At 72.4% G+C, this 18,886-nt stretch carries 19 protein-coding genes; 7 read left to right on the top strand and 12 right to left on the bottom strand.

Annotated features, from left to right (window positions below):
- Positions 1-324: 324 nt before the first annotated feature.
- From HWD93_RS16875 to HWD93_RS16845, 7 genes are all read right to left on the bottom strand, one after another.
- The gene (locus tag HWD93_RS16875) at positions 325-1,425 is read right to left on the bottom strand and encodes an N-acetylglucosamine kinase (RefSeq protein WP_258027686.1); all 1,101 of its coding nucleotides are present in this window, start codon (positions 1,423-1,425) and stop codon (positions 325-327) included.
- The gene (locus HWD93_RS19600) at positions 1,413-2,717 is read right to left on the bottom strand and encodes a 6-phospho-beta-glucosidase (RefSeq protein WP_261647438.1); all 1,305 of its coding nucleotides are present in this window, start codon (positions 2,715-2,717) and stop codon (positions 1,413-1,415) included. The genes HWD93_RS16875 and HWD93_RS19600 overlap by 13 nt, the downstream gene beginning before the upstream one ends.
- A 7-nt stretch (positions 2,718-2,724) precedes the next feature.
- Positions 2,725-3,618 carry a carbohydrate ABC transporter permease gene (locus tag HWD93_RS16865; RefSeq protein ID WP_071295012.1) on the bottom strand — a complete coding sequence of 298 codons (894 nt, stop codon included), beginning with the start codon at positions 3,616-3,618 and terminating at the stop codon, positions 2,725-2,727.
- A complete protein-coding gene (locus HWD93_RS16860) occupies positions 3,618-4,664 on the bottom strand; it encodes a carbohydrate ABC transporter permease (RefSeq protein WP_217637349.1) in 1,047 nt (348 codons plus the stop codon). Before HWD93_RS16860 ends, HWD93_RS16865 begins: the two co-directional genes overlap by 1 nt.
- 2 nt (positions 4,665-4,666) lie before the next feature.
- Positions 4,667-6,025 carry an extracellular solute-binding protein gene (locus HWD93_RS16855; protein WP_092384142.1) on the bottom strand — a complete coding sequence of 453 codons (1,359 nt, stop codon included), beginning with the start codon at positions 6,023-6,025 and terminating at the stop codon, positions 4,667-4,669.
- Positions 6,026-6,183: 158 nt separating this feature from the next.
- Positions 6,184-7,425, bottom strand: a complete 1,242-nt coding sequence (locus tag HWD93_RS16850; RefSeq protein WP_261647437.1) for an ROK family transcriptional regulator — start codon at positions 7,423-7,425, stop codon at positions 6,184-6,186.
- Positions 7,426-7,567: 142 nt separating this feature from the next.
- Positions 7,568-8,617, bottom strand: a complete 1,050-nt coding sequence (locus HWD93_RS16845; protein ID WP_261647436.1) for a zinc-binding dehydrogenase — start codon at positions 8,615-8,617, stop codon at positions 7,568-7,570.
- Positions 8,618-8,697: 80 nt separating this feature from the next.
- Between HWD93_RS16845 and HWD93_RS16840 the strand changes: the two genes are divergently transcribed.
- Positions 8,698-9,612 carry a DUF3097 domain-containing protein gene (locus HWD93_RS16840; protein ID WP_229086739.1) on the top strand — a complete coding sequence of 305 codons (915 nt, stop codon included), beginning with the start codon at positions 8,698-8,700 and terminating at the stop codon, positions 9,610-9,612.
- Positions 9,613-9,806: 194 nt separating this feature from the next.
- Positions 9,807-10,457, top strand: coding sequence for a spermidine/putrescine ABC transporter substrate-binding protein (locus HWD93_RS16835; protein ID WP_070416650.1), 651 nt, complete (start codon positions 9,807-9,809; stop codon positions 10,455-10,457).
- A 33-nt stretch (positions 10,458-10,490) separates the two neighbouring features.
- Here the strand turns inward: HWD93_RS16835 and HWD93_RS16830 are convergent, their stop codons facing one another.
- Positions 10,491-10,913 carry a DUF3054 domain-containing protein gene (locus HWD93_RS16830; protein ID WP_261647435.1) on the bottom strand — a complete coding sequence of 141 codons (423 nt, stop codon included), beginning with the start codon at positions 10,911-10,913 and terminating at the stop codon, positions 10,491-10,493.
- A gap of 94 nt (positions 10,914-11,007) precedes the next feature.
- Here HWD93_RS16830 and HWD93_RS16825 point away from each other — a divergent pair, with 94 nt between their 5' ends.
- Positions 11,008-12,600: an inositol monophosphatase family protein gene (locus HWD93_RS16825; protein ID WP_261647434.1), complete on the top strand. Its 1,593-nt coding sequence runs from the start codon at positions 11,008-11,010 to the stop codon at positions 12,598-12,600.
- Positions 12,601-12,680: 80 nt separating this feature from the next.
- On the opposite strand, the gene HWD93_RS16820 is transcribed toward HWD93_RS16825, so the two are convergent.
- Together HWD93_RS16820 and HWD93_RS16815 are read right to left on the bottom strand one after the other, a co-directional pair.
- Entirely contained in the window at positions 12,681-13,085 is a 405-nt protein-coding gene (locus HWD93_RS16820) for a VOC family protein (protein ID WP_071302952.1), read from the bottom strand.
- Positions 13,086-13,095: 10 nt separating this feature from the next.
- The gene (locus tag HWD93_RS16815; protein ID WP_261647439.1) at positions 13,096-13,476 is read right to left on the bottom strand and encodes a helix-turn-helix transcriptional regulator; all 381 of its coding nucleotides are present in this window, start codon (positions 13,474-13,476) and stop codon (positions 13,096-13,098) included.
- Positions 13,477-13,681: 205 nt separating this feature from the next.
- Here HWD93_RS16815 and HWD93_RS16810 point away from each other — a divergent pair, with 205 nt between their 5' ends.
- Genes HWD93_RS16810 through HWD93_RS16800 form a run of 3 tightly spaced genes read left to right on the top strand, consistent with a single transcriptional unit; the run spans position 13,682 to position 16,403 of the window.
- The gene (locus HWD93_RS16810; protein WP_261647433.1) at positions 13,682-14,494 is read left to right on the top strand and encodes a hypothetical protein; all 813 of its coding nucleotides are present in this window, start codon (positions 13,682-13,684) and stop codon (positions 14,492-14,494) included.
- Positions 14,495-14,550: 56 nt separating this feature from the next.
- A complete protein-coding gene (locus HWD93_RS16805) occupies positions 14,551-15,552 on the top strand; it encodes an ATP-binding cassette domain-containing protein (RefSeq protein WP_261647432.1) in 1,002 nt (333 codons plus the stop codon).
- The gene (locus HWD93_RS16800) at positions 15,549-16,403 is read left to right on the top strand and encodes an ABC transporter permease (RefSeq protein ID WP_070416645.1); all 855 of its coding nucleotides are present in this window, start codon (positions 15,549-15,551) and stop codon (positions 16,401-16,403) included. The genes HWD93_RS16805 and HWD93_RS16800 overlap by 4 nt, the downstream gene beginning before the upstream one ends.
- A gap of 15 nt (positions 16,404-16,418) precedes the next feature.
- Here HWD93_RS16800 and HWD93_RS16795 read toward each other — a convergent pair whose 3' ends face one another.
- Positions 16,419-17,102, bottom strand: a complete 684-nt coding sequence (locus tag HWD93_RS16795) for a response regulator transcription factor (RefSeq protein ID WP_070416644.1) — start codon at positions 17,100-17,102, stop codon at positions 16,419-16,421.
- Positions 17,099-18,328: an ATP-binding protein gene (locus tag HWD93_RS16790; RefSeq protein WP_261647431.1), complete on the bottom strand. Its 1,230-nt coding sequence runs from the start codon at positions 18,326-18,328 to the stop codon at positions 17,099-17,101. Before HWD93_RS16790 ends, HWD93_RS16795 begins: the two co-directional genes overlap by 4 nt.
- Positions 18,329-18,442: 114 nt before the next feature.
- On the opposite strand from HWD93_RS16790, the gene HWD93_RS16785 reads away from it, so the two are divergent.
- On the top strand, positions 18,443-18,886 hold a 444-nt coding region (locus tag HWD93_RS16785), incomplete at its 3' end, for a PspC domain-containing protein (RefSeq protein WP_261647430.1).

The raw sequence follows: 18,886 nt of genomic DNA, 5'->3' as shown, positions 1-18,886 counted from the left end.
GTCTCGCCGAGTCTCGGCTCGGCGGACAGTTTCGCGGCCCGGCGGCCCGCATCTCGTCCGCCCTGCCGAGTCTCGGGGCGCGCGAGCACGGGATGGGCGCGAGCACGGTCGGACGGGAGGCGCGGTGCGGGCTGGCACCGCGCCTCCCGTCCGTGTGTGGGTGCGTTCCGGGCGCGGTGTGGGTCGTGCCGCGGAAGCGACAGCGCACAAAGTGCGCGCGATGATGCTGCCGCTGGAGCGACAGTGTGCTGCGATCGTCGTGCGGCACACTGTCGCTTTCGCGGGCGCGTGCGCGGGCGCCGTGCGGCGCGGCGCGCGGCCGCGTCAGCGGATCAGCGCCGTGGTGCTCGCGAAGGCGCGGGAGCGCACGGCCTGCCGGTAACGGTCGAGCGCGGCGTCGTCGGCCCCGACGGACTCCAGCGCCGCCAACCCCGCCCCGAGCACGGGAGGATCGGTCACCCACGTCGGCACCGCTCCGGGCACCCGGGCAGCGAGGCCGTCGACGACGCCCTCGACGAGCAGGGGGTCCCGTGCCGCGAGCACCCCGCCGCCGAGGACCACGGGCACCGGGCTCGCGGCCGAACCACCCAGACCGAGACGCTCGAGCGCGACCGCGGCGAGCAGGACGATCTCCTCGGCCTGCCGCGCGACGACGCCGGCGGCCACGGCGTCACCCGCGCCGGCGACCTCGAACAGCACCGGGCACAGCCGGTTGAACACCCGCTGGTCGAGGCGGCCGAAGTGGATGGCCTCGGTCACCTCGCGGACGCTGCGGAGGCCCAGTGCCGCCGGGACGGCCGTGACCAGGGCCGTCGCCGGTCCGCGACCGTCGTCGGCGCGGGCTGCGTGCCACAGCGCACGGTTGCCGAGGTACGCGCCGCCGCCCCAGTCGCCGGAGACGTCACCGATGGCAGGGAACCGGGCGGTGGTTCCGTCGGCCCGGACCGCGAGCGCGTTGATGCCCGTGCCGCAGACGACCGCGGCGGCGTCCGGCGACAGCGTCCCCGCCCGCAGCAGTGCGAACAGGTCGTTGTCGAGGACGTGCGGCGCGCCGCCGTCGGCCTCCCAGTGCGCGAGCGCCTCGGTCGCCGCGACGAGTTCGTCGTGCAGGTCGAGCCCGGCCAGGTACACGTGCGTCGTCCGGATCCGACGGTCGCCGAGGTCGCCGACGACCCGCGCCCGGACGTCGTCGAGGATCGGCCCGGCGACGTCCCACCCGCGGGTCTGCGGGTTCGAGCCGGGGCCCCGTGCGTGCCCGACGATCGAGCCGTCGAGTGCGATCGCGACGACGTCCGTCTTGCTGCCGCCACCGTCGACGGCCAGGACGACGTCGCTCGGCGCCGGCGGGACGGGTGCGGGCGGACGGGTCGCTCGGGCGGTGCCGACGCCGCCCCCGGACGCTCCGGCTCCGTTCAGCCCGCCCACGTCAGCTGCTCCGATCGCGTCCACGGCAGGTGCTCCGCGTTCGCGGCCAGGAGCAGGTCGGTGAGCCGTTCGGCCTTGTCGACCTGCCCGACGAGCGGGTGCGCCCACATCGCGCGGAGCACGCGGTCGCGGCCTCCGTGCACGGCGGCGTCGAGGGCGAGGCGTTCGTACCCGGCGACGTGCGACACGAGTCCGACCATGTCGGCGTCGAGTGGCGCGACGGGCAACGGTGTGATCGCCGCGCGGGTGACCCGGGTCGGGACCTCGATCACGTGGTCGTCGGGGAGGAACGGGAACGTGCCGTCGTTGCGCACGTTGAGGACCTGCACGTCACCGCGGTCGCCGAGGATCGAGGAGAGCACGTCGATCGCCGCCTCGGAGTAGTAGGCACCGCCCCGCTGCTCGAGCTCGGCGGGCTTCGTCACGACGGACTCGTCCGCGTACTTCGCGAGCAGGGCCCGCTCGGTCTCCATGACGGCCTCGGCACGGGTGGGCGCGTGCAGCTGTTCCTCGAGCACGACGTCGTGGCTGTAGAAGTAGCGCAGGTAGTACGAGGGCACGGCGTGCTGCAGCCGGATGAGGTCGGCCGGCATGTGTACGCTCTCCGCCATCCGGTCGAGGGCACCGGTGTCGGCACGGAGCAGGTCGGACAGGACGTCGCGCTCGCCGGAGGCGTCCGTCACGTGGACGCCGCGCTCCCACGTCAGGTGGTTCAGACCGACGTGGTCGAGCCGGACGGCCGACGGAGCGACATCGAACTCCTTCGCGAAGCGCCGCTGGAACCCGATCGCCACGTTGCAGAGCCCGACGGCCCGGTGCCCCGCTTCGAGCAGTGCACGGGTGACGATGCCCACCGGGTTCGTGAAGTCGACGATCCACGCGTCCGGCTTGGCGTACCGCTTGACGAGCGACGCGTACTCGAGCACGACCGGCACGGTGCGGAGCGCCTTCGCGAACCCGCCGGGCCCGGTGGTCTCCTGCCCGATGCAGCAGGCCTCGTGCGGCCAGGTCTCGTCCTGGTGCCGGGCGGCCTGCCCGCCGATCCGGAGCTGGAACATGACGGCGTCGGCGTCCGAGACCCCGGCGACGACGTCGTCCGTGACGTGGATCGTGCCCGGGTGGCCGGCGTGGGCGAACATCCGCTTCGCGACACCGCCGACGAGTTCGCGCCGGACGGGATCGGGGTCGACGAGCCACAGCTCGTCGATGGGCAGCTGGTCGCGGAGCCGGGCGAAGCCGTCCACGAGTTCGGGGGTGTAGGTGGATCCGCCACCGATGACTGCGAGTTTCACTGTGGTGCTATCCCTTCACGCCGGTGAGCGCGATGCCCTCGACGAATGCCTTCTGTGCGAAGAAGAAGATGATGACGACCGGCACCATGACGACGACGGTCATCGCCATCGTCATCGACCAGTCGGTGCCGTGTTGGCCGCGGAACGTGGCCAGCCCGTACGCCACCGGCCAGGCGGCCTGGTTCTCGGAGGCGTACAGGAGCGGGCCGTAGTAGTCGTTCCACGAGTGGAAGAACATGAAGATCGCCGCCGACGCGATGCCGGGGCGGGCCATCGGGACGACCACGCGCCAGAGCACGCCCCACTCGCTGCATCCGTCCATGCGAGCGGCGTCCCCGTACTCCTTCGGGATCGTCATGAAGAACTGACGGAGCAGGAAGATGCTGAACGCGTCGCCGAGCAGGTTCGGCAGGATGAGCGGCCAGAGCGTGCCGGTGAGGTGCAGCTCGGACCACATCACGTAGACCGGCACCGCGGTGACCTGCGGGGGCAGGAGCATCGCGACGATGATCACGGTGAAGATCAGGTTCGCGCCACGGAACTTGATCTGGGCGAGCGCGTACGCCGCCGGGACCGAGCTGACGAGCATGAACGCTGTGGCGAGCACGGCGTACATCGACGAGTTCCCGAACCACTGCACGAGCGGCAGTTCGGTGAACACCCGGCCGTAGTTCGAGAAGTCGAACGGGCGCGGCACGATCGACGCGGTGAGTGCCTGGTTGCTCGACATCAGCGACGTCAGGATGACGAACACGATCGGCGCGATGGTCAGGACGCCGAGCGCGACGAGTGCGGCGTGCTCGGCGATCCAGACCAGCAGGCTGCGGCGCGGACCGCGGGCGGAGCCGGACGCCGCACCGCGGGGAGCCCGGGCGAGCGGGGACTGGGACACGGCGGTCATCAGGACTCCTCGGGTCTGAAGACGGAGATGCGGCGCATCGTGAGGACGAGCACCACGGCGGTGACCACGAACAGCACCACGGCCATCGCGGACGCGTAGCCGAACTGGAAGTTCGCGAACCCGTGCTGGTAGAGCAGCTCGGTGTAGGTGAGCAGCGAGGTGCCCGGGTAGCCGAGCTGCGCCGCGGTGCCTCCGCCGATCGTGGCCTTGCCGCTGGCGACGCCCGACGCGACGGCGGCCTCGGTGAAGTACTGCAGGGCCGCGATCACCCCCGTGACGGCGGCGAACCCGATGACCGGCGCGATCGTCGGCAGCGTGATGTGCCGTACCTGCTGGACGCCGTTCGCCCCGTCGAGCGACGCGGCCTCGTACAGGTCGCGTGGCACGTCGAGGAGCGACGCCAGGAAGATGATCATGATGTCGCCCATCACCCAGACGCCCATGATCACGAGCGAGGGCTTCGACCACGCGGGGTCGTTGAACCAGAGCGGGCCGTCGATGCCGAACACCCGCAGGATCTGGTTCACGGGGCCGGTGCCGGGGTTGAACAGGAAGACGAACGCGACGACGCTCGCGACGGGAGGCACCAGGGCGGGCAGGTAGAACAGCGTCCGCCAGAACCCGGTCGCCGTCTTCGCGCGGCTGAGCAGTCCCGCCACGAGCAGCCCGCAGACGATCCGGACCGGCACGAGGATGACCACGAACCACAGCGTGTTCACGACCGCGGGGCCGATCTGCGGGTCCTGGGTGAAGAGGAACCGGTAGTTCAGCAGCCCGACGAACTCGGGTTCCTGCAGCTGGTTGTAGCGCGTGAACGAGTAGAAGATCGACGCGACGAGCGGGTACGCGAAGAAGATCACGAGGCCCGCCAGGGCCGGGGCGAGCATCGTCAGCGCGACCAGGCGACGGCGGGACTCGGCGGAGCGGCGCCGACGTGGCCGGCTCCCGGGGGCCGTCGAACGCGACCCGGCGCTGGCCGGCGGCCGGGAGGCGCGGGTGGGCCGCGCCTCCAGGCTGCCGGTCTCAGGGGTGGTGACGTCGGTCATGGTCACGGACCAGCCAGCTGGTTGGCGTTGTCGATGTCCGAGTCGAGCTTCTTGAGCTTCGCGTCGAGGTCGCCGCCGTTCTGCTGGTACGCCTGCCAGAACTTCGTGAAGGTGCCGATGTAGGCGGCGCCGTCCGCGGTGCCCGGCGAGGTCATCGTGTCCTTGTCGCCCGCGACGTCGACGAAGGTCTTGTAGTTCTCGTCGACCTCGAGCTTCGGCGACTCGAGGGCCGAGGTGAGCGTCGGGATGTTCTTGAGCCCGTTGCCCATCGTGACCTGCGCGTCGGTGTTCGTGGAGAGGTACTTCAGCAGCGCCCAGGCCAGCTCGGGGTGCTTCGACCCCTTCGCGATGCCCGCCACGTTGCCCGCGATGTAGGTCGAACCGTAGTTGCCGAGGCCGTCCATCACCGGGGTCGGTGCGGTGCCGTAGTCGAGGTCCGGCTTCTGGTCCTTGATGAAGGCGGTCCGGTACTCGCCGTCGATCTGCATCGCGACCTGACCGGTCTGGAACGCGTTGTCGGCGGCGAACTCCTGGCCGAGCCCCGAGGTGAAGGCCTTCAGCTTGTCGTAGCCGATCTCGTCGACGAAGCCCTTCTGCCAGGTGATGAGCTTCTTCCAGGCGTCGGACGTGCCGATCACGCTGTTGCCCTTCGCGTCGAGCCACGAGCCGTCGACCATCGGGGCCCAGTGCTCGGGGGAGTTCTCGTAGAAGTCGATGAGCGGGTTGAAGCCGAGCTGCTTGATCGACCCGTCGGCGTTGTAAGTGGTGAGCTTCAGGGCGTCGGCCTTGAGCTCGTCGAGCGTCTTCGGCGGGGTCGTGATGCCCGCCTTCGCGAGCAGCGGCTTGTTGTACATCAGCGCACTGACGTCGGCGAGGGCCGGCAGGGTGCAGCGCGTGCCCTTGTACTGCGTGTACGACTGCACGGCCTTCGGGATGTCCGACAGGTCGACCTTGTCACGCTTGATGTACGGCGACAGGTCGCGGAAGGCGCCCGAGGAGCAGAAGCTGCCCACGATGGCGGTCGAGTACGACAGGCCCACGTCGATGTTCTGGCCGGACGAGATCGCCTTCTGCAGCTTCTCGTCGTCCTGGCCGGCGTGGATGTCGACCGTGACGCCGGGGTTCTCCTTCTCGAAGCCGGCGACGGCGCTCTTCACGACGCCGGCTTCGCGCCCGGTGAAGAAGTGCCACAGGGACACGGTGCCCTTGAGGTCCTTCGGTGCGCTCTTCTCGATCGAGTCGGCGCTGCTGCCGGAGCTGCAGCCCGCGACGACGAGGGCGCCCACGGCGGCGACGGCCGTGGCGGTGACGATGCGGCGGAACGTCCGGCGGTGCGGGACGTTCGGTTGGGGGAGGGACACTGCGGTACTCGCTCTCTGGTCTCGCTCCGACGCGGTGCGGTCGCGGTGCCGCACGCCGGACGGATCCGGGCGTGCGACGTCGTCCCCGGGCGCGCCGAAGAGCCCTGGGACAGGGCCGGGTGATGGTGCCTCGAGTGGTGCGGGTGGGGTGGTGCTGGTCAGGGGCGCTCGGCCGGGTCCGGTGCGGGCACATCGTCGCTGATGCGCTCGAGCCGGTCCGCGAGCGCGGTGCGGACGACGTCGATGAGGACGTGCCGCGCACCGTGCAGGACGGGGGTGTCGGGGACGCCGGGGGCCACGACGGCGGTGGACCAGCGCGTGCGGGTCCGGAGCCAGGCGGTCACGGCGGCGGCCAGGGCGGGTCCGCCCGCGATCCCGGTCGGGCCGTGCAGCACGACCGTCTCGGGATCGGCGACGGCGAGGGCGGGGAGCACGTTGTGCCCGACGCGCTCGCCGAGGGCGGTGGTGAACGGGTGCTGCTCGGGGAGCCCGGGCAGCTGCGGGAGCACCTGGCGCCAGTCGGCAGCGGTGCCGTCCGGTGCCGTGATCCCGTGTTCGGCGGCGAGTGCGATGATCGCGGACTCGGAGATGAGGTCCGCGACGATCGTGGCCGTCGGGTCGATGGAGCGTGCGTCTGCGGGCACGCCGAGGTAGCCGATCTCGCCGGCGGCACCGGACGCGCCGGTGTGCAGGTGGCCGCCGAGGTCGAGCGCCATGCCGAGGCCCTCGGCCATCCAGAACAGGGCGAACGACCCGGGGGTCCGTCCGGCGCCCATGTTCCGTTCGGCGATCGCCGCGAGGTTGGCGTCGTTCTCGATGACGACGCGGACCCCGAGTGCGGCGGAGAGCGTCGCGGCGACCCGGTCACGGGGCCAGCCGGGCAGGCCGTCGGTGAAGATGAGGGTGTCGGTCGCGTGGTCGACGCTCGCCTGGACCCCGATGCCCACCGCGGTGACGAGGTCCGGGTCGACGCCCGCGGCCGCTGCGGCCCGGGAGATCGCGGCGGCGACGATGTCGGCACCGGGCGCGCGCATCTCGGCCGGGGACATCGTGTGGGTCGCGACCGGGAAGGTGCGGCCGGCGGCGTCCACCACGGTGCTGCGGACGTCGACGAGCTGGACGTCGACCGCCACGCCGAGGTCGCGGTCGGTGATCGCTTCGTAGACCACGGCGCTCGGGCCCCGGCGACCGGCCTGCGGTGCGGTGCCGGCTTCGCGGATGAGGGCCGCCGCCTCGAGCCGCCGGATGATCTCGGCCGCGGTCGGCTTGCTGAGCCCGGTGCGCTGGGCGATCTCGTTGCGGGTGAGCGGCCCGTCGTCGAGCAGGAGCTCGAGCGCGGCCCGGTCGTTGAGGACACGCAGGAGGCCGGGCTGGCCGGGGGTGCGTCCTCGAGTGGTCATGTCGAGGACTGTAACGGACAACCTTCTTTACTGAAAGGTTTGTTTACCGATTCGAAACACGCGTTCCGCTCCGCGAAACGTGCGGCGCGGAACGAGCGGAGCGAAACGTGCGGCGCGGGACGTCTGACGTCGCGGCTGAGCGCTACGGGCGCAGCAGCACCTTGATCGCGCGACGCTCGTCCATCGCGCGGTACGCCTCCGCCGCCTCGTCGAGCGGGAGCTCGAGGTCGAAGACGCGGCCCGGCTCGATCGCACCCGAGAGCACGTCCGGCAGCAGCTCGGGGATGTACTTGCGCGCCGGGGCCATGCCGCCCGCGACGGTGATGTTCGTGTCGAAGAGGTACCGCGTGCCGATCGTCGGCACCCCGTGCGGGACCCCGACGAAGCCGAGGTTGCCACCCGGGCGGACCGAGTGCAGTGCCTGGTCCATGCTCTCCTCGGTGCCGACGGCCTCGACCGCGCAGTCGGCCAGGTCGCCGTCGAGCAGCTCGCGGATCGCCGCGACGCCCTCCTCGCCACGCGCCTCGACGACGTCCGTCGCGCCGAACTCGCGCGCGAGCGCCTGTCGGTCGGCGTGCCGGCTCATCGCGATGATCCGCTCGGCACCGAGCCGCTTCGAGGCGAGGACGGCGGACAGCCCGACCGCGCCGTCGCCCACCACGACGACCGTCTTGCCGGGGCCCACGGCTGCGGACACCGCGGCGTGGTGCCCGGTGGAGAAGACGTCCGACAGGGTGAGGAGCGAGGGGACGAGCGCCGGGTCGACCGGGCCCGGCACCGCGACGAGGGTCGCGGAGGCGTCCGGGATGCGGACGTACTCGGCCTGGGCGCCGCCGACCGGGTCGCCGTACGCGTCCTTCCCGCCGAAGCCGGACAGGTGGTCGCAGCCGGTCGTCATGCCGTGGCGGCAGGCCTGGCACGTGCCGTCGTTCATGGTGAAGGGGGAGATGACGAAGTCGCCGACGTGCAGGTCCGTGACGGCGTCGCCCACCGCGACGACCTCGCCGACGAGCTCGTGGCCGATCGGACGCGGCTGCTTCGTCGGCGTGACGCCCCGGTACGGCCAGAGGTCCGACCCGCACACGCACGCCGCGACGACCTTGACCACGACGTCCTTCGGCGTGATGAGGTCGGGCTGGTCGCGGTCCTCGACACGGATGTCGTTCGGGGCGTGGATGATCGCAGCGCGCAAGGGTGTGCCTTCCGTCGAGATGGTGGGGTGTGCGGCCGGTCGACGTCGTCCGGACCCGGGACGACAGTACCCTCGTGCGGGTGGACGACGACCGGTACGGCAGTGACGTGCTCTCGGGCGACTGGCGCTCGCGCGGGGTGCAGAAGGTGCGGCAGGTGCCGCTCGAGCGGGACATGGTCCTCGAGGACCCGACGACCGGCTGGGCCGGCGCCGTGGTGCGGCTCGAGGCCGGCAACGTGGAGCTCGAGGACTGGAAGGGACGCACCCGGTCGTTCCCCTTCAGCGGGCAGTTCCTGCTCGAGGGCGAGCTCGTCACGCTGGGCCGCCCGCAGGCGCCGGTGGGGCGGTCTGCCGCCGCTGCTCCGCCGGTCGGGAGGCGCGGCTCGGCCCCGGCGGTCCGGCACGCGTCCGACGGCGGTCGCCTTCGCACCGCGTCCGGATCGTTCGCCGTGGAGTCGCAGCGCGCCCGGGTGGCACTGCCCTCCCGGATCATGGTGGAGGGCAAGCACGACGCCGAACTCGTCGAGAAGGTCTGGGGAGCCGACCTCCGGGTGGAGGGCGTCGTCGTCGAGGAGCTCTCCGGCGTCGACAACCTGGCCGACGTGCTCGACGACTTCCGGCCCTCGCGCGACCGTCGTGTCGGCGTGCTCGTGGACCACCTCGTGCCGGGCTCGAAGGAGTCCCGCTTCGCCGACGCCGTGATGCGGGGGAAGTGGGGCGCGCACGTGCTCGTCGTCGGGCACCCGTTCGTCGACGTCTGGCAGTCGGTGAAGCCCGCCCGTGTCGGACTCCAGGCGTGGCCGACGATCCCGCGCTCGATCGAGTGGAAGAAGGGCATCTGCCAGGCGCTCGGGTGGCCCGCCGCCGAGCAGGCCGACATCGCCCGGGCCTGGCAGCGGATCCTCGGGCAGGTGCGGACGTTCGCCGACCTCGAGCCGCAGTTGCTCGGTCGTGTCGAGGAGCTCATCGACTTCGTGACCGAGCCGAAGGACTGACCACCCGGCGTCGCCCGGCGCCGCGCCGCCGTTCCGCAGTGTGCGAGGTTCCCCGCACGGTGGCATGCCCGTGGCCCCTCACGCTGCGCGGAACCTCGCACAGTGCGGCGCGCACCTCGCACGGTGCGAGCCGCGCGATCTGCCCCGGCCCGGAAATCCGCGGCGATCCCGGGCGCGGCGCATACGCTTGGAGCATGGACGGCATCGACGGACGCGTGCGCAGCGCTGTCGAGGTCTGGCTGCGCTGGCTGCCCCGCTGGCAGATCGGCACCGCGCGGCCCCGGACACGCATCTGCCGCAAGTGCACCGGTTCGCCCATCGCCACCGCCGCGGGCTTCGGACCGGACGTGCCGCACGCCGTCCAGCACGCGTTGATCGGCCGCATCTCGACGATCATCGAGGACGCCGTCGACGACTACACCGCCAAGAACCTGCCCCTGCTGCAGCGCGAACTCGAGCGGGCCGCGGCACGCAAGCGTCACGCCGGGTACCAGCCGACCGAGGGCCTGCAGCCGGAGTTCCAGGGCCTCGATGTCGACCCGGAGCCGTCACCGGGGGAGCCGTTCCTCTTCACGCTCGGCGAGCTGACCGGCACGGGCGCGCACGAGCAGGCGCCGCGCGAACCCTTGTCGGACGAGGCGAAGTCGGCGCTCCGTCACGAGATCGCCCTCTCCGACGAGTGCGCCCGTTCCACCGGCACGGCGGTCTGCCTGGCGCTCATCGACCACCGGCCGCGGATCGCCGAGGCGGTCGAACGACTCGTCGAGCCGCAGATCGAGGCCCTGGTGTCGGACATGTTCCGCGGGTTCGACGGGCCGGAGGCACCGCGCGCCGGGCTGTTCTGACCGGTGTGCGGTCGAGCCGGGCGCACCTGACGGTCAGCGCTCGGCCGACACCGCCCCGCGCTGCCGGCGTCGGTCGACGGCACCGATGACGAGTCGAGCGAGCCCGCGCCACCCGAGCAGGAACACCCCGAGCACGATCGTCGCGACGATCACGAACGAGATCGGCAGCGGGTTGCCGTCCACGTCGCCCTGGCCCGTCACCACCCGGATCGCCAACCCGACGAACACCGTGAGCACCCACACGACGACACCCGTGGGCCAGAAGCGCAGCGGGCGAGCCCACGCTCCGCTCGTCACGTAGGCGATCGCCCACCCGGCGAGGAACGGGTACGCGGTGGTCCACAGCGCGAGTGCGGAGTTCGCCTCACCGTGCGAGGAGCGCCCGATCAGGGCGAACAGGACGATGAGCACGACGTCGATCACGGCTGCGAGCCAGCCCCAGGTGCGTTCGGTCACACCCCATTCTCGCAGTCGGCGATGCCCGCCCACCCGCACGCCGCGTTCACGCGCACGTCACCTCCGGTTCGCCGGCGTCCGGCACGATCGGCGGATGACGTCGACCGCGCAGGCACCGACGGGCCGGATGGTCGCCACCGACGCTGCCCCGGACGCCCGGCGCACCGTGCGCGCACCACGCCTCATCGCCCACCGGGGCGCGCCGCGCGTCCGGCGCGAGAACACCCTGCCGGCCATCGCCGTCGCCGAGGCCCTCGGTGCGGACACCATCGAGGTCGACGTCCGCCGCACCGCCGACGGCGTCGCCGTGCTGCTCCACGACGAGACCCTCGGCCGGATGTGGGGCGACGCCCGGCGCGTCCGCGAGGTGGACTGGTGCGACGTCGCCCGGCTCGGGAACGGCCTCGACCGGATCCCGCGACTCGACGCCGCACTCGAACGGCTCGACGGCTGCCGGACCTCGCTGCTCGTCGACCTGACCGACCCGGAGGACGCCCTCGTCGCCGCGCGGACCGTCGCGGCGCACCGAGGGAGCACCGGCGTCGCGTGGTGCGGCGCGCCCGAGGCGATGGCGGCGGTCCGCAAGGTCCTCCCGGACGCCGACGTCTGGCTCGCGTGGGAGTCGCTCGAGGCGCCGACCGCGGAGGACCTCGCGCCGCTCGCGCCCTCGACGCTGAACCTCGACGTCGCGTTCCTCACGCCGCGCACCGTCCGGGCCGCGCACGAACTCGGCCTCGTCGTGTCGGTGTGGACCGTGGACGACCCCGAGCCGGCCGTGTGGGCAGCGATGTCGGGCGTCGACTCGATCACCACGAACGACGTCGCGACGGTCCGGGCAGCGCTCGCCGAGGCGGAACGGGACGGTTGGCCCGCGCGCGACCGCGAGCCGACCGAGACCGAGGTGGCCTCCCGCGCCGAGGCACTGGCGCACCGGATCGCGCACGAGGTGATCGCCTTCACCCGCGAGCACCCCGTCGGCGAGGTCACCACGAAGGCGCACCCGGCCGACCTCGTCACCGACGTCGACCGGCTCGTCGAACAGCACGTCCGTTCCCGCGTCCGGACGGTGTTCCCGACCCACGGGTTCACCGGCGAGGAGTACGGCGACGCACCCGGCGACCGGCACCGCTGGTACCTCGACCCGGTCGACGGGACGACGAACCTCGCGAACGGGGTGCCGTGGACCTCGATGTCGCTCTGTCTCACCCGCGGCGGGCGTCCGCTCGTCGGTGTCGTCGCCGATCCGTGGCGCGGTGAGGTGCTCGAGGCCCGGAGCGGTCGCGGCGCCACCCTCCGCGACCGGACGCTGCGGCTCGACGACGCGCCGCGGCCCCTCGCCGGCGCCGTGGTCGGCACCGAGCTCGACGGGCACCGGCCGTGGCCCGGGTTCGGCGCGTTCCTCGACGCCCTCGCGGCCCGCTCGTGCACTCTGCGGGTGCAGGGGTCCGGCACGCTGACGATCGCGCAGGTCGCGGCCGGGCGGGGGATCGGCGGGTGCGTGTCGGCGTTCGACCCGATCGACCACGGTGCTGCGGTGTTGCTCGTGCACGAGGCCGGCGGCGTCGTGCTGACCCGGGAGGGCCCCGTCGACGGGTTCCCGCCGGCGGGTGAGCCGTTCCTGGTGGCACACCCGGGTGCGGCGGACGAACTGCACGCCGTGTGGACGGCAGCGCTCGCCGCCGTCTGAGCGTCACCCCTGTGGGCCTGGAGGCGCGGTGCGGGCCCGACCCGCGCCTCCCGGCCCACAGGTGGGCGCGTGACGGGCCGTCAGGCCTGCGCGATCCGCACCATGTTGCCCGCGGGGTCGCGGACGGCCGCGTCGCGGACGCCCCAGAACTGGTCGGTGGGCTCCTGCAGGACTTCGGCGTCGGGACTCGCCGTGATCCGGTCGAACGTGGCGTCGAGGTCGGACACACGGAGCTGCAGCATGGCGAGGCCGCCCTTGGCGAGGAGCGCGGCGATCGCGTCGCCGTCCTCCTGCGACCGACCGGCGTGCGGCTCGGACAGGACGAGCTCGAGGTCGGCGTGGTCGTCGCTCGCGAGGGTCACCCACCGGAACCCGCCGTTCTCGACGGTGTTGCGGACGGTGAAGCCGAGGACGTCGCCGTAGAAGGCGACGGCGGCGTCGATGTCGTCGGCGAGCACGTGCACGCCGCTGATCTGGATGCTCATGGCAGCGAGACTAGGACCGCCCGGTCGCCCCGCGCTTCTCGGATCCTGCTCGAACGGGTCGGGTGACGACCATGGCGTGACAGCTCCACACGCCGGCGAGGGCATCGTGATCGGCGCCACGGTACTGCGACGGGGTCATCCCGACGAGCTCGGTGAAGCGCGACGAGAACGATCCGAGGCTCGTCGCGCCGACGGCGAGGCAGACCTCGGTCACGCTGAGCCCGGTGCTCCGGAAGAGCGCCTGTGCCCGTTCGATGCGCCGGGTCATCAGGTACGCGTGCGGGGTCTCGCCGTAGGCGGCGCGGAACCGGCGGCTGAAGTGGGCGGGCGACATGAAGGCGCCGGCGGCGAGCGACGGGACGTCGAGGGGTTCGGCGTAGGCGCGGTCCATCCGGCTGCGGGCGCGCCGGAGCCGTCGGAGTTCGTCGAGGTCCGCGGTCACGCATGCCATCCTGCACCGCCGGCTCTCGGGTGACTCTGTGCGGGCGTTCAGTCAGTGGTCGCCGGCGCTCCCTAGGGTGGCAGTCCACGGCACCGCTCCACGGCGGGCCGCACTGCTCCGCCGCCGGCGGGGCGCACCCGAAGGAGCATCGACCATGGGATTCCTCGACCGCCTGCTCGGACGTCCGGAGCGCGACCAGAACGGCGCCGCGCAGCAGAACCAGTGGGGACAGCCGCAGCAGCCGCAGCAGCAGGGGTACCGCTACGGCCAGCAGTCCTACCACCAGCCCGCGCCCACGGGGGCGCCGGCGGCCGGCGGCCAGTACGGCACGCCGCAGTGGGGCGGCGGCGACCCGACCGGTGGTCAGCAGGCGTCGACCGACGACGAGCGTGCGGTCGAGCGCTACCGCTACCTGCTCCGCACGGCCCCGCCGGAGCGCATCGAGGAGGTCCACGCCGAGGCCTTCGCGAAGCTCACGGACGAGCAGCGCCGGATGGTCTACGACGAGTTCACGCGGTCCGCGCCGGCCGGCGAGGCCCCGCGCGGCGACGACCCGCGCTCCCTGGCCCAGGCCGCGACGCGCTCGGAGATCCGGCAGCCCGGGTTCATGGAGCGCTCGCTCGGCGGTGTCGGGAACGGGCGCGGCGGGATGTTCGGCGGTGCCGGGCAGCGCTCCGGTCCCTCGTTCGGCAGCATGATCGGCGCCTCGATCCTCGGGACGGTCGCCGGCTACGTGATCGGTTCGGCCATCATGAGCGCCTTCCTGCCTGACCCCGGATCGTTCGACGGCGGTACCGATGCTGCGGGTGACGGTGGTTCGGAGGACACTGGTACCGACTCCGGTGACGGAGGCGCGTCCGACAGCGGCGCGTCCGACGGCGGCGGGTTCGAGAGTGCGGGCTGGGGCGACAGCGGATCCGACTTCGGCGGTGGCTTCAGCGACTTCGGTGGTGACTTCGACGTGTAGCGCGTCACGGTCGGCACCGACCATCTGATATGTTCCATGCTCGACAAGGGAGCGACATGGCCATCATCGAAGCCTCCGGGCTGACCAAGACGTACCGATCGAAGTCCGGTCCCGTGCACGCACTGGCCGGGCTCGACCTGCTGGTGCCGCAGGGCACCGTCAAGGCGCTGCTCGGGCCGAACGGTGCCGGCAAGACCACCACGGTGAAGGTGCTGACCACGCTCATCACGCCGGACAGCGGCACGGCGACGATCGACGGCATCGACGTCATCGCCGACCCGCAGGCCACCCGGCGGTCCATCGGGGTCTCTGGCCAGTACGCCGCGGTCGACGAGAACCTGACCGGGTTCGAGAACCTCGAGATGATCGGGCGGCTCTACCACCTCGGTCGTCGCACGGCGCGGGAACGGGCGCGCGAGCTCATCGACGTCTTCGACCTGGCCGAGGCCGGGGACCGCCCCGTGAAGGGCTTCTCCGGCGGCATGCGGCGGCGGATCGACCTCGCCGGCGCGCTCGTGATGAACCCCCGCGTGCTGTTCCTCGACGAGCCGACCACCGGGCTCGACCCGCGCAGTCGGCTCGCGCTCTGGGGCATCATCGAGGGGCTCGTGGCCGAGGGCACGACGGTGCTCCTCACCACGCAGTACCTCGAAGAAGCCGACCAGTTGGCGGACGACATCGCGGTGATCGACGGTGGGACCGTCATCGCCGAGGGCACCTCCGACCACCTCAAGGCCCAGGTCGGCGGCCACCGGGTCGTCGTCACACTGGTCGACCAGGCCGATGCGGACGCCGCCACGACCGTCCTCCGTCGCTACGGCGTCGGCGAGGTCGAGGCCTCCGGCGACGGCCGGACCCACGCCATCGCGGTCGAGGCCGGACCCTCGGCACTCCAGCGGGTGCTCGCCGACCTCGGTGACGCCGGCATCGAGCTGCACGACGCCGGCATGCGACGCCCCACCCTCGACGACGTGTTCCTCCGGCTCACCGGCCACGCGGCGACGGACGACGATGCGGTCGACCCGGCTGCCACGAAGCAGAAGGAGGCGGCACGATGACCGCCACCACACCCGCCACGGCACTCGGCCGCCAGCTGCCCGTCGTCGTCACCTCGCCCGCGGCGGTCTGGTTCGAGGACGGCTGGACGGTCACGAAGCGGAACCTCATCAAGATCAAGCGGTCGCCGGACATGCTCGTGTTCGCGGTGCTGCAGCCGATCATGTTCGTCCTGCTCTTCAGCCAGGTCTACGGCGGCGCGATCCAGGTGCAGGGGACCGACTACACGCAGTTCCTGATGGCGGGGATCTTCGCCCAGACGGTCGTGTTCGGCGCGACGTTCTCCGGCTCGGCGATGGCGCAGGACCTCAAGGAAGGGCTGATCGACCGGTTCCGCACGCTCCCGATGTCGGCGTCCGCGGTGCTCGTCGGCCGGACGAACTCGGACCTGGTGCTGAACGGGATCTCGATGGCGATCATGATGCTCACCGGGCTCGCGGTCGGGTGGCGGGTGAACTCGTCGCCGCTGGAGTTCCTCGCCGGCATCGCGCTGCTGCTGCTCTTCAGCTACGCGTTCAGCTGGGTGATGGCGCTGCTGGGCATGAGCGTCAAGACGCCCGAGGTGATCAACAACGCCTCGTTCATGATCCTGTTCCCGTTGACGTTCATCTCGAACGCCTTCGTCCCGAGCGACACGCTGCCGCTCGTGCTGCGGGTCTTCGCGGAGTGGAACCCGGTGTCGTCGCTCGTGCAGGCCGCCCGCGAACTGTTCGGCAACGTCGGCTCGGCGCCGGTGCCGGACATCTGGACGATGCAGCACCCGATCGTGACGGTGCTGATCGGGATCGCGGTGATGCTGGTGGTGTTCGTGCCGTGGTCGGTGAACAAGTACACGCGCATCAGCTCTAAGTAGCCGTCGACCGGGTGCTCAGAGGAGCTTCCGCTGGAGCGCCCACGCCGTGAGCTCGTGCCGGTTCGACAGCTGCAGCTTCCGCAGGACCTTCGACACGTGCGTCTCCACGGTCTTCACCGAGATGAACAGGTCCGCGGCGACCTCCTTGTAGGCGTACCCGCGGGCGATGAGCCGCATCACCTCCTGCTCGCGCGCCGACAGGCGGTCGAGTTCCGTGTCGACCTGCGCGGTCTCGCCGCTCACCGCGCCGAACGCGTCGAGCACGAAACCGGCCAGCCGCGGCGAGAACACCGCGTCACCCTCGGCCACGCGGTCGATCGCCTCGGCGACGTCGGCCTCCGACGAGCTCTTGGTGATGTACCCGCGCGCTCCCGCCCGGATCACCCGCACCACGTCGTCCGCCGCGTCCGAGACGCTCAGCGCGAGGAACCGGGTGTCCGGGTGGCCCGGGGCGGCGCGTGCGATCACCTCGGCGCCACCACCGCCCGCACCGCCGGGCAGGTGGACGTCGAGCAGGACGACGCGCGGTCGGGTCGCGGCGACGAGGTCGACGGCCTCGTCGACGGTCGCGGCCTCACCGACGACCAGGAGGCGCGGCGGCAGCCCGGCGCGCACGCCGGCCCGGAAGATGGAGTGGTCGTCCACGATGGCGACGGTGAGCGGTGCGGCCTGCGGCTGCGCGGTGGGGTCGTCGGTCACGGGTGCTCCTCGGTCGGCCGGTCGGGGGCGGTCAGGGGGAGGACCAGACGGACCTCGGTGCCGGTGCGTCCCGGCCCCGGCGCGATCGTCGCGGTGCCACCGATGCGCTGCATCCGGCCGACGATCGACTCTCGGACGCCGTAGCGGCCCTCCGGGACGGCTGCGGGGTCGAAGCCCGGACCACGGTCGCCGATGGTGACCTCCACGCGGTCGTGGGCGGTCTCGGCGTACACCCGGACGGTCCCACCGGCGTGCCGAGCGGCGTTGAGCATCGCCTCGCGGGCGGCCGCGACGATGCCCTCGGGCAGGTCGGCGCGCGCCGGACCGATCGCGATCACCTCGACCTGCGCCGGGTACTCGGTCTCGATCTCGACCGCGGTCGCCCGGAGCTGGGCCCCGAGGTCGGCGGTCGGCTCGGCCTGCTCGGCGAACAGCCACGACCGGAGTTCGCGTTCCTGGGCCCGCGCGAGCCGTGCGGCGTCGGAGCCCGGCTCGGCCCGCTGCTGGATGAGCGCCAGGGTCTGCAGGACGGAGTCGTGCAGGTGCGCCGCGATCTCGGCCCGCTCGACGTCCCGCACGCGGGCGGCGCGCTCCTCGGCGAGGTCGCGGACGAGCCGGACCACCCAGGGCGCGACCACGACGGCGACGCCGAGCAGTACCGCGGTCGCGGCGGTGAGGACCGTCCAGACGTTCGGGTGCGTGCTGGAGGTGAAGAACAGCAGGATGCCGAGCACGACGAGGACGAGCGCGCCGAGGGCCCGGACGACGAGGGCGGAGGACCCCGCGGCGCGGACGTTCCGGAGGGCGTCGAGTTGCCGCCACGCGAGTGCCGCTCCGGTGGCGACGACGATCGCCGGTACGATGAACGCGAGCGGGACGTCGGCGCCCAGGCGTGAGGCGACCATCGCGCCGCCCGCCGTCAGCAGGGCGATGCCGAGCAGGATCTCCACGACCGGCGCCCGGCGCGCGTGCTCGTCCGGCGCGGCCTCGGCCTCCGCTGCGGGACGGGTCAGCACCGCCCGCAGGGACGTCGGCGTCGCCGGACCCTGGCTCGGCGTCGTCGCCCAGAGCCAGGCGTAGAGCAGGACACCGGCCCCGCCGCACACCGCCAGCACCGCGGTCGCGAGCCGCACCGCGCCGACGGGCAGCCCGGTGTGGGCAGCGAACCCGCCGCACACGCCACCGACGACCCGGAGGGCCGGGCGGGACATCGAGGCGGTCGGCATGGGCCAATCCTGGCACCCCGGGTCCGTCGACCGCGGGCTCGGGGGCGGGGATCAGGGGACGATCAGGGTGAACCCCGATGGTGCCGACCGTCGGCGGCCACGATGCTGGTGGCCATGACACAACAGGACACCGGCGGCCCCGCGTCGGCGACACGGTTCTTCGACTGGATCCGGGGCATCCACGTCACCCGGTCCGACGACCGCTGGCTCGCCGGCGTGTGCGGCGCCGTCGCCGAGCGGACGGGGCTCGACCCGCTCGTGGCGCGGGGCGTCGCGATCGTCGTGGCGCTCCTCGGCGGCCCGGTGTTCCTCGCCTACGCGGCGGGGTGGGCGCTGCTGCCGGACTCGTCCGGACGCATCCACGTCGAGCGGATGGTCCGCGGGGTGCTCGACCCGGCGCTCATCGCCATCGGCGTCCTCGTGGTGCTGACCTTCGTCCCCGCCGTCCAGGGCATCTGGTGGCAGGGTGTCCCGGTGGCGTGGGGGATGCCCGGCTGGCTCTCGGCCACGCTCGGGACCGCGTGGACGATCGCCCTCGTGGGGTGCGCGGTGTGGCTC

It is taken from the genome of Curtobacterium sp. C2H10, from assembly GCF_025407985.1.
In the GTDB taxonomy this organism is placed as follows: domain Bacteria; phylum Actinomycetota; class Actinomycetes; order Actinomycetales; family Microbacteriaceae; genus Curtobacterium.
This window is presented reverse-complemented; position numbering and strand designations above follow the sequence as displayed.